This window comes from Bacteroidota bacterium, from assembly GCA_018698135.1.
In the GTDB taxonomy this organism is placed as follows: Bacteria; Bacteroidota; Bacteroidia; order CAILMK01; family JAAYUY01; genus JABINZ01.
In genome coordinates this window covers 16,562-27,204 of the sequence record JABINZ010000080.1, presented here as the reverse complement: position 1 = coordinate 27,204, position 10,643 = coordinate 16,562, and the positions used below count along the sequence as shown (strand labels likewise).

General features: G+C 34.7%; 8 protein-coding genes. 5 read left to right on the top strand and 3 right to left on the bottom strand.

Going from position 1 to position 10,643, the window contains the following annotated elements; translation table 11 throughout:
* Window positions 1-245: 245 nt before the first annotated feature.
* Genes murB through HOG71_04825 form a run of 3 tightly spaced genes read left to right on the top strand, consistent with a single transcriptional unit; the run spans window position 246 to window position 2,844 of the window.
* The gene (gene murB, locus HOG71_04835) at window positions 246-1,253 is read left to right on the top strand and encodes a UDP-N-acetylmuramate dehydrogenase (GenBank protein ID MBT5990157.1); all 1,008 of its coding nucleotides are present in this window, start codon (window positions 246-248) and stop codon (window positions 1,251-1,253) included.
* A 27-nt stretch (window positions 1,254-1,280) separates the two neighbouring features.
* Window positions 1,281-1,946 carry a hypothetical protein gene (locus tag HOG71_04830; protein ID MBT5990156.1) on the top strand — a complete coding sequence of 222 codons (666 nt, stop codon included), beginning with the start codon at window positions 1,281-1,283 and terminating at the stop codon, window positions 1,944-1,946.
* 1 nt (window position 1,947) lies between these two features.
* Complete coding sequence (locus HOG71_04825; GenBank protein ID MBT5990155.1) at window positions 1,948-2,844, top strand: alpha/beta hydrolase; 897 nt, start codon at window positions 1,948-1,950, stop codon at window positions 2,842-2,844.
* 79 nt (window positions 2,845-2,923) lie between these two features.
* On the opposite strand, the gene HOG71_04820 is transcribed toward HOG71_04825, so the two are convergent.
* Window positions 2,924-4,042 (bottom strand): glycosyltransferase, encoded by a 1,119-nt coding sequence (locus tag HOG71_04820; protein ID MBT5990154.1) that lies wholly within the window; start codon window positions 4,040-4,042, stop codon window positions 2,924-2,926.
* Window positions 4,039-4,947: a hypothetical protein gene (locus tag HOG71_04815; GenBank protein ID MBT5990153.1), complete on the bottom strand. Its 909-nt coding sequence runs from the start codon at window positions 4,945-4,947 to the stop codon at window positions 4,039-4,041. The genes HOG71_04820 and HOG71_04815 overlap by 4 nt, the downstream gene beginning before the upstream one ends.
* 137 nt (window positions 4,948-5,084) lie before the next feature.
* On the opposite strand from HOG71_04815, the gene ruvC reads away from it, so the two are divergent.
* Both ruvC and HOG71_04805 read left to right on the top strand, forming a co-directional pair.
* Window positions 5,085-5,636: a crossover junction endodeoxyribonuclease RuvC gene (gene ruvC / locus HOG71_04810; protein ID MBT5990152.1), complete on the top strand. Its 552-nt coding sequence runs from the start codon at window positions 5,085-5,087 to the stop codon at window positions 5,634-5,636.
* A gap of 1 nt (window position 5,637) precedes the next feature.
* Window positions 5,638-8,559 (top strand): tetratricopeptide repeat protein, encoded by a 2,922-nt coding sequence (locus tag HOG71_04805; protein ID MBT5990151.1) that lies wholly within the window; start codon window positions 5,638-5,640, stop codon window positions 8,557-8,559.
* Here the strand turns inward: HOG71_04805 and ppk1 are convergent.
* Window positions 8,549-10,600, bottom strand: a complete 2,052-nt coding sequence (gene ppk1 / locus HOG71_04800) for a polyphosphate kinase 1 (protein MBT5990150.1) — start codon at window positions 10,598-10,600, stop codon at window positions 8,549-8,551. The genes HOG71_04805 and ppk1 overlap by 11 nt on opposite strands.
* Window positions 10,601-10,643 lie beyond the last annotated feature (43 nt).

Below are 10,643 nucleotides of genomic sequence, written 5' to 3'. Positions count from 1 at the left end.
CGTAAATCGCAAATACTGTCTGCCAATGATAGGGCTTTTTGTAATTTCATACTACAAATATACAATCTATCGCGCTGATTAACAGGTTCTTGGATTCGTTTTTTGCTCGTGTTTATCCACATTTACCATGCAACGGTCTTGTATCTTGTTTCTGGTTTTAGATTCCAGTTCGGAGGCCTGAATGACGATAACGACCTTATTTGTTGTCAATTTCATTCTTTTCCTACCTTTGCACAAAATCAAAAATGCAATTCCAAACCAATATATCTTTATCTCACCTACATACATTCAAGGTTGAAGCAAAGGCGAATCTTTTCTGTGAAATCAATTCAGAAGAAGATATTGTAGACTTGGTTAATAGCCCAGAATTCAAAACCAACAAATGGCTCATTCTTGGAGAAGGCAGTGATGTGCTTTTTACAAAAGATTTTGATGGACTAATTATCAGAGACAACATCAAAGGCATTGATCAGGTTTACGAAAACGATGATTTTGTTTGGGTCAAAGTTTCATCTGGAGAAAACTGGCATTCATTTGTTGAACATGCTGTAAACTCAAACTGGGGTGGAATTGAGAACTTGGCATTGATCCCTGGTAATGTTGGTGCTTGTCCAATTCAAAATATTGGTGCTTATGGAGCAGAGGTTCAATATACTATTCATTCATTGGAGGTGTACAATTTTGAAATAAATGAATTTGAAATCATTTTGAATGAAGAATGTGGTTTTGGCTACAGATGGAGCATTTTTAAGGAAGAAGAGAACAAGAACACATATTATATAACATCCGTTACTTTCCAATTGTCAAAAAAACCTGAAGTAAACATTAACTACAAAGATGTTCAGGAAGAAATTGGTAAGGAAAGTCCAACTATTGCAGAAGTTTTTAATGCTGTTGTTGCTATTCGAACACGTAAACTTCCCGATCCAAAAAAAATTGGTAATGCTGGAAGCTTTTTCAAGAATCCCTACATTACAAAAGAACTATTTGAGCAACTGAAAAAATTATTCCCAGAGCTCAAAGGTTATGAAGAAGCTGATTATGTAAAACTTCCTGCTGCCCAACTCATTGATATGTGTGGATGGAAAGGTAAAGTAATGAATGATGTTGGTGTGTATCAAAATCAGGCATTGGTTCTTTGTAATTATGGGAATGCCAAAGGTGCTGATGTAAAACAATTTGCTGAGCAAATACAGCAATCAGTTAAAGACAAATTTGGTGTAGACATCCATCCAGAAGTGAATATATATTAACTTCGATCCACAACCATTTATCTTCATATGCGAAAACTTATATATTTTGCCCTGATTATAATAGGGCTATCATCCTGTGCTCCAGCTCGATTTATTCAGCCTTTGCAAGAAAAAGAACATGCACTATCCTTTAGTTTAGGAGGTCCCATGTTTAATTTTTCAGACATGACCATTCCGGCACCTTTAAGCAGTATCTGTTATGGTTATGGACTTAAAGAAAACCTTAGCTTATTTGGAAGTATACACACAACTTCTTTGGCTTTTGGCAATTTTCAATCAGACTTTGGTGCTACTTATAAATTCCTTGACCAGAAAAATTTCATTCCTAATATATCGGCTTCAGCTGCTGGCAATTTGATCTTCAATTTTAATGAAGCCAATACACATTTTTGGCCTCAACTGGATGTGAATGCCTATTGGGAGCATGGAAAAAATAATAGCTATTTTTACGTGGGTATGTCGAACTGGTTTGAGCTAGCAGCCAAACGCGCGCATGACGAACCTTCCATCGATCATTGGTTATTACACCCACAATTGGGTTATCAGTATAATCTTGAAAGCTGGTCGTTTTTTGCAGAAGTGAAATTACTTGCACCTACTCATCTTAATGACGAAGTGTTAATAGATTTTAGAAGTATAACGGGCAATTATGGTTCAACCGGACTTTACCTGGGAGTCACTAAAAAATTCTAACATGAAAAAATCAATAATTATATTATTTATTCTTCCTTTGGTGATTGGATGTATCCGATTGGATGGCTTGGTTTTTTTAGCTGATAACTCAATAGACTCCTATAAGTTTGACCTGTATGAAGGAGAAGTCGAAATAGATTTGCCAGACAGCATATACAGTATGCCCGATAGTTTTATCATGCCTGTTACTTTCGAATCAAAGATAGAAGGTGAAGATGCAAAAGTGCTATATGCAGCCTACATTGGCAATTACAACAACATCCTAACAGATAAAATTATTGTTTATTGTCATGGTCAAACTGATCATATGGATTATTACTGGAACCGTACCAAACTGCTTGCACAGCTTGCATTTTCAGATCAAATGGCAGTTTTCACATTCGATTATAGAGGTTATGGATTATCAGAAGGAACACCTTCTGAAGAAGGTATGAATGCAGATGTAAGAGGTGCATTAAATTGGTTAAAACAACAAGGTGTTTCGGCAAATAATATCATCCTTTATGGATTTAGTTTGGGCTCAGCGCCAGCCACTGATGCTGCTGCTTATTTTGAAGAATTTAAAGCATATAAACTCATATTGGAATCTCCATTTGCTTCTGCTGATAATCTGGCTCAAGTCTCTACCATTATTAACACCAGTGCTAAGTACTTTCTGGAAATGAAAATAAACAATGCAGATAAAATCAAAGATGTAGATCAGGATTTACTTTGGATGCATGGAACAAAAGATGATTATATACATATTGATAATGGCGAGTTAGTGTATAAAAATCACGGAGGAACTTATAAAGAAGCACATCGAATAGAAGGAGCCAAACATGGCACAGATGGCGTTCCCGAAACCATGGGTTTTGAAGAATATTTGGATGTAGTCAGGACATTTATTCTGAGATAAATTAAAGCTCACTTCTGTTTGATTTAGTAAAGCTTGAACTTATTCTATTTTGCAAAATTGATTCTAGAATACTATCGTTTTATATCCTTCGCCCTTTCCAATAATTTTTCCCAAATATTCCTGCTAAAGCAATAAGAACCACATAGAAGGGATATAATATGGCAGATATTATGTAATAAGCAAGAAACTTCTGCTTGCTAAAAAACACCGACAAAGGAATAACAAATACCAATTCTGAGAGAATTTTAACGAAATAAAGTATTACAAAAAAAGACCAGAAATTGGGAATGAAAAATGCAGATACAAAGCTTGACAGTATGGCTAGGTGAAATATCCAGACGAAAAATTGCATAAGCTGCTCAATCATGCTTTTTGAACGACCACTTTTCGATACCCAGCGTTTACGCTGTTTCCAAAACTCATTCACTGTTTTTTTTGCATGAGTTCGTACAATGGCCTCCTCTGATTTTAAGAATTTAACAGCACCAGCATATTTTGCAGCTATTTTATGCATCAGGAATTCATCATCGCCTGAAGCAATGTTTTCATTTCCTGCATATCCACCAACTTCATGAAATGCTTTTTTGCTAAATGCCATATTGGCCCCATTGCACATGGTTGGCTTATTATGTGAAATGGTCGAAGCTCCAATGCCTATCAGGGATAAAAACTCGAGACTTTGCATTTTCTCAAACAGGGTCCCTTCTTCATAAAACAGAACAGGAGAAGAAATGAACTCGGGTTTTTCTTTTTCAATAAATGAAGTAATTGTATTCAACCAATTGCTATTCATTGAGCAATCTGCATCTGTACAAACAATCCATTCATTTTTACTTTGCTCCACACCAAGGCTTATTGCGGCTTTTTTTCCACTTAGGCTATTCGGTAAACTAATAAAACTGAAATTTGAAAATTCAGAATTCTTAAGAATTTCCTCAACAATAATTGCCGTTTGGTCCTCTGAATGATCATTCAGGATAAGAACCTCAAATAATTCTTTTGGGAAATCTTGTTTTGCAATGTCTTTTAATAGGTTTGCTATATTATTTTCTTCATTCCGTGCAGGAATAAGAATACTTAATTTTTGAAATTGAACGTTGATTTCAGGAATAAAGACTTTTAATTTTAACCATCCTGTTAAATAATAAAGCAGCAGAATTAAGTATGCTAGTGCTAAAAGTACGGTCAGGATAATCATGTTGCTTGGTTATTTTTCTTCTTCAACAAAATAAACAAGGCTCCAAAAAATGATGGAATTAATAGGTTGATTAGCCAAAGTGAAGAAGCAGCTACCAATAATCCTGCAACATTGGGGGTGAATTTTTCAAACACATATAAAACAGTAGCCCCTCTTACTCCTAAATCAGTAAGCATAACAGAAGGAATAAATGTTTGAATTAGAAATATCAATGAAGCTCCAAAGTATAATTGCATTACATTTAATTCAATACCAAAGAGTATGAGAAGGAGAACATACTGTGAAACATATGCCAAATATCTGATCAAGGAAAGCATAATAAGCTTAAACAACATGATGAATGAAAACTGTTCTAATATATCGACATATTTCAACAGAAAATGAAGAAACCGAATTCGTCTGATGATGGATACAAACCACCTCATCCTGAAATAAAAGAAGAAAAATACGACTATTGCTGAACCCAAAATACAAGGAAGTAACCATGACCAATAAGCGGCCAAATCATAAAACAGTAGCAAGCCAAGAGATCCGAATATCAATGTCATTCCCATTTGCGCCAAACTCCCAGCAAATGTGGAAACAATTGCCTTACCTCTGTTTTCAGCACTTATAAAAAGTACTCTGCCAGCAAATTCTGCCATGCGGTATGGTACCCAATTATTAATGGTTAGCCCACTCCAAACTGCAGCAAAAGATCGCTTAAATGAAATCTTTTCAAATGTAGAAATCAGCAGTTTCCACTTACTTGCTTCTATGCTCCAATTAAAAAACATTAAAAGAAGAACGGCAGCTAGCATCCATAAACTTTCAATACCTATAACAAGATCCGATAAGGATTCGTTTAAGCTTCCATTTTTAAACACTTTAGCATAGATATAATATAGCGTAGCAAAAAATATCAAAATTTTGATACTTAATGAAATGGCTTTTCTCTGATTTTGATTGAGTTTCAAGTGGACAGTCCTTTGTTCAAAAATAGGTAATTTCTTCAAGTCAGTTTATCCTTTTAGCTTTGTTAACTTTGTATGAAGCATAATTAATGAAGGATAAAGTAATACTAGGTATCGATCCAGGAACAACAGTTATGGGTTATGGCGTTGTTAATTCTGTTGGTAATAAAATGGAATTGGTTACCATGGGCATTATACAACTTAGTAAATACAAGGATCATATGCTGAAATTGAAGCATATTTTTGAACGCTCTTTGCAACTTATTGATTCCTATAAACCTGACGAACTAGCCATTGAAGCCCAATTTTTTGGCAAAAATGTACAATCGATGCTGAAGCTGGGAAGAGCTCAGGGAACCAGTATTGCAGCTGCATTATACAGAGATATTCCAATTTTTGAGTATGCCCCCAAAAGTATCAAGCAAGCGATAACTGGCAATGGAAATGCTTCAAAAGAGCAAGTTGCAGCCATGCTTGTTCGTTTACTAAATATTGAAATGCCCAAATATCTGGACGCAACTGATGGCTTGGCAGCAGCAGTAACTCATCATTTTCAGGGCAATAAAATCCCCGGTAAAGAAGGGGGCTCATACTCTTCATGGGATTCATTTATAAAAAACAATCCAGGCAGAGTTAAGTAATATGAAGAAAATCAAAAATAGCTTTTCTTATTATTTCATTGAACCTATTCAGGATTTCAAAGCAGGAAATAATAATTCACTATCAGATAGCAATAGTTCAATCTACCGCTTTCTATTTGCGACTACATTTATCTTATTATTATTTTTAATGCCAATAGCCAGTCAGGATTTTGGCCGAAGTACTGATGAAACCTTCTCTGAAAGTTATGGACGGGATATTTTAGCATATTATGAAAGCGGAGGAAAAGACAAAGCTGTATTCGATCTATCAAATCCTTCTTACAAAGATTTAATTTATTATGGTTTGTCGTTTGACTTCTTTTGTGCAATCGTCAACAAATATATTTCTCCTTTTGGTGATTTTGAAACAAGGCATTTTTTGAATGCACTAATTGGATTATTAGGGATGTTGATTGCCTCTCTACTTGGAAAAAGATATGGAGGATGGAGAACCGCCTGGTTGGTATTGATTTTTATGGCGATCACTTCTCGTTATTTTGCCCATTCCATGAACAATTCCAAGGATATTCCGTTAGCAACAGCCTATATAGCAGGTGTATTCTTTACGCTTAAATTTCTGGAAGAACTGCCTAAACCCAAATGGAAAACAATACTGCTCTTATTGGCATCCATCGGATTGGCATCTAGTGTCCGAATTGGGGGGATGATCCTTTTCGCTTATCTGGGTTTATTTGTTTTCATCAAATGGATCGTTATTTATTTCCGCGAAAAATCAAAAGCACTTGACAAAAAACTCATTGGTTCTTACATCCTTTATCTTGGAATTATTGGCATAGGAGCATATATTTTGGCTATCATTTTTTGGCCTTATGCTCTGCAAGATCCACTGAAAATTCCACTGAAAGCTTTACGTATGTTTGAAGACTCAGACCTGATGATGACACATTATGAGGTTTTTGAAGGGAAATTGTTAAATATGGATCAGGTTCCCTGGTATTACATTTTCAAATACTTATGGATAAGCCTTCCTTTAATAGTAATCATTGGAGCACTGTCATCACTCAAAGGACTATGGAAAGAAGATCGAAGACAAAAGATAGTCATTCTTATTCTCGCTTTTGTTACAATTTTCCCCATTTTATATGCTGCCTCAAAAGGATCAAAATTATACAATGGTTGGCGTCATTTTCTATTCATTTATCCCAGTTTAGCCGTTATGGCCGCATTGGGCTGGAATTATCTGTTTATACAAATTCGCACAAAAGTATTGGGAATTATAATTGCCATTTTTGCATTGGTATTAATAGTAAAACCTGCCATTTGGATGATTAAAAACCATCCCAACCAATTGGTTTATTTTAATGAAATTGTGGGAGGTATAAATGGGGCCTACGGATATTATGAAACCGATTATTTATCTTTTTCAGGAAAAGAAGCTGCCGAATGGTTGGCCAAAAAAGAACAAGATAATCCAAATTCCATTCTTGTTGCCACAAATATCGAAACACAATCATTAAAGTACTATTCGGATAAATACAAAAGCAATATTGATTATGTTTGGGTCAGGCCTATGGCTCATGGAATTCATGATTGGGATTATATGATACTTACTTCCCGATCAATGTCCCTTTCTCGAATCCAAAACAAACATTTTCCTCCAAAAGGAACTATTCATACGATTATGGTCGATAATGTGCCCATCTGTGCAATCGTTAAAAAGGAAAACGATTTTAAATTCAGAGGCTATCAATCATTTATTCAAACTCAATACGATTCGTCAAAATATTATTTAGAAAAAGCTGCAACTTATAATCCGAATGATCCTGAGGTTTTAACCATGTTGGGCACAACCCTAGCTGGATTAGAAGAATATGATACAGCACAAAAAATACTTATGAGGGCAATTGAAATATTCCCTGAAAACTTTTATGCATTCGATAAGCTCGGTATATTATATATGCGCCAAGATAAAAACAAGAAAGCCTTGGATGCACTTCGCAAATCAATTTATTTGAGAAAGAACTATTCTATAGCATATGTTAATCTTGCTGGAGCTTTTCAAAATCTTCAGCAATACGATTCCGCACTATATTATTATGAAATAGCATCCCGTAGGATATCGGATGATATTAATATGGAGCTAAATATTGCCGAATGCCTGATTGCTATTAAACAATATCAGCAAGCTCATGTGGTCTATGATAAAATCCTTCGCAAAAACCCAAATAATCAGTTAACCATTGCAAAAAAAGAGAATTTAAATAGCTTTATTCAGAGTCAACGTATGCTGGATAAAATGAGTAATGATATACAATATGAACTGGAAAAAGCAGAGAAATTCATGTCAACTAATCAATATGATTCAGTGCTTGCAATTTTCTCTAAAATATTAGAAAAAGATCCTAATAATATTCTGGCACTTGTCAATCGAGGTGTGGCAAATTTGAATTTGGGTAATTTCAATAAAGCCTTAATTGATCTCGAAAAAGCAGAAACCATTGACACTTCCTCGCACTATCTATTTTATAATCTTGGTCTGGCTTATGCCAATACCAATCAATTTTACAAAGCATTAACTTGTTATAATAAAGCTAACAAATTATCGCCTTCTGATATTGGTGTGTTGAATGAGCGGGCAAAACTGCACCTTTATTTGCAAAAATATGAAGAGTCTTTGTCCGATTGCAATACCATTTTAAAAATCCAGCCTAACTTGAAAGAAACACTTTATTCAAGGGCATGGCTTTATAATAAACTGAATAAGAAGGATCTGGCTTTAATCGACCTGAATAATATTATACAAAACAACCCTGGCTATGCTATTGCTTATGATCTTCGCTCTATTTTATATTACGAGCAAAAGGAATATAAAAAAGCTCTATTGGATGTAGAAAAAGCCCTTTCATTAGGCTATAAAATAGATCCTAAATATGCTGAATACTTAAGATCTGTTACGAATTAGTGCGTTTTCTTTTTGATCGAGTTTTAAGGTAGTTATAAAACTCAACTTGAGATCGAATATCTTTATCGTCAGTAACTTTAAGCTCATTTTTGAAATTATTATCTAAAATACGGGCTTTCACATTATCGCGCCACTGAATATCAATCATAGCCTTAATATTGTCCTTTGTTTGCTTGTCATAAATCGGGCATACAACCTCCACACGGTAATCCATGTTTCTTTTCATCAAATCTGGCGATCCGATAAAAAGTTTTTCCTTTCCATTGTTGCAAAATAAAAATATCCTGGCATGTTCCAGATAGCGATCAATAATTCCGATAGCATCTATGTTTTCTTTTTGGTCAGGTAATAAGGAAAACATCCCCCTAATATTAAGTTTTACTTCCACACCTGCTTCAGCCGCTTCATATAGTTTTAAAATAATTTCATCATCAACCAAATTATTAAGCTTAAAATGAATACATGCCTTTTGTCCTTTTTTTGCGTTTCTGATTTCAGTATCGATCAGACTATTTAATTTTTCACGGAAGAAAAAGGGCGCAAGCATCAAATGCTTAAAATATCCAATTTTATAATTCTTCTCAAAAAACTCAAAAACCTGAGAAACCTCCATTGTAATTCGTTTGTCGAAGGTGAGCAACATGAGGTCGCTAAAAATAGATGTTGTATCCTCATTAAAGTTACCAGTTCCTATACAAGCATAATAGTTTAATGCACTTCTTTCTTTCCGAGTGATTAAACATAGTTTCGAATGCACCTTTAAATCATTGACACCATAAATAACTTTTACTCCTTCTTCTTTCAATCGTGACGACCAATAGATGTTGGCTTCCTCATCAAATCGAGCCTGAAGCTCAACAACTGCAGTTACTGTTTTCCCATTTCGCGCAGCATTAATCAGTGCATTTATAACACTTGAATTTTTTGCCAAACGATACAGTGTGATTTTAATTTCTTCAACTTTGGGATCAATAGAAGCCTCTCTTAATAAATCAATAAATGTATCGAAGGAATGATAAGGAAAGTAAAGCATAATATCCCTTTCACGAATGGCTCGTAACATGCCAGTTTGATAGGATATATCGGGATGCACTAAGGGCGGAAGTGCTTCGTATCTATAGGCCTTTCCTAATAATGGGAAGTCCATAAAATCCTTAAAATTATGATATCTACCTCCCGGTATCATGGCGTCAACCCTTCCTAAATTAAGATTGGCAACCAAATAGTTTAGTAGTTCATCTGGAATTTTCGCATCATAGACAAAACGCACAGGTTCCCCCAGCTTTCTTTTGGATAAACTTTTCGATATTTTTCGTAATGTACTTTCAGAAAGATCATCACTAATGTCTAATTCTGCATCTTTGGTCAATTTAATTGTATGTGCAGTAACCTCATCATAATCGAAAATGTAAAAAATATCTCTTAATTCAAAGCGGATGATATCATCTAATAAAATAATATACTTATTCCCATTTTTTTCAGGAAGAATCAAGAAACGAGGTAAAATATCAGATGGGATTTGGATCACAGCGAATTTCAGCTTTTCTGTTTCCCGTTTAAAAAGAGAAACGGCCAGGTAAATGGCATCGTCTTTTAAGTAGGGAAATTCTTCTGATTGACCCAACATAATAGGAATAAGTTTCGGCCTAACCTCTTTAATAAAATAATCTCTTACATACTCTCCTTGTTCTGTGTCTAATTGTTTTTCATTGATAATGAATACTTGTTCTTCTTCTAATTTTTTCCTGATATTACTGTAAATAGTATCAAAACGCAATCCCTGGTTTAAAACAATTTGTTGTATTTCCTTTAAAATATGAGCAGGTTCCTCACCTGTTACAGTTGTTAATTTTTTACCCAGAATGCTAATGCGCCTGAGAGTAGCTACCCTAACCCGAAAAAACTCATCCTGATTATTGGAGAAAATTCCTAAAAAACGTATCCGTTCAAGTAAAGGAACATCTTCGCATTCTGCTTCTTGCAAAACCCTTTCATTAAAGTGAAGCCAGCTAATTTCCTTATTCCTATAGTTATCTGTCATTTTTGATTCTTGTTATTAGTTGGAAATATTTTCGCACTCTTGA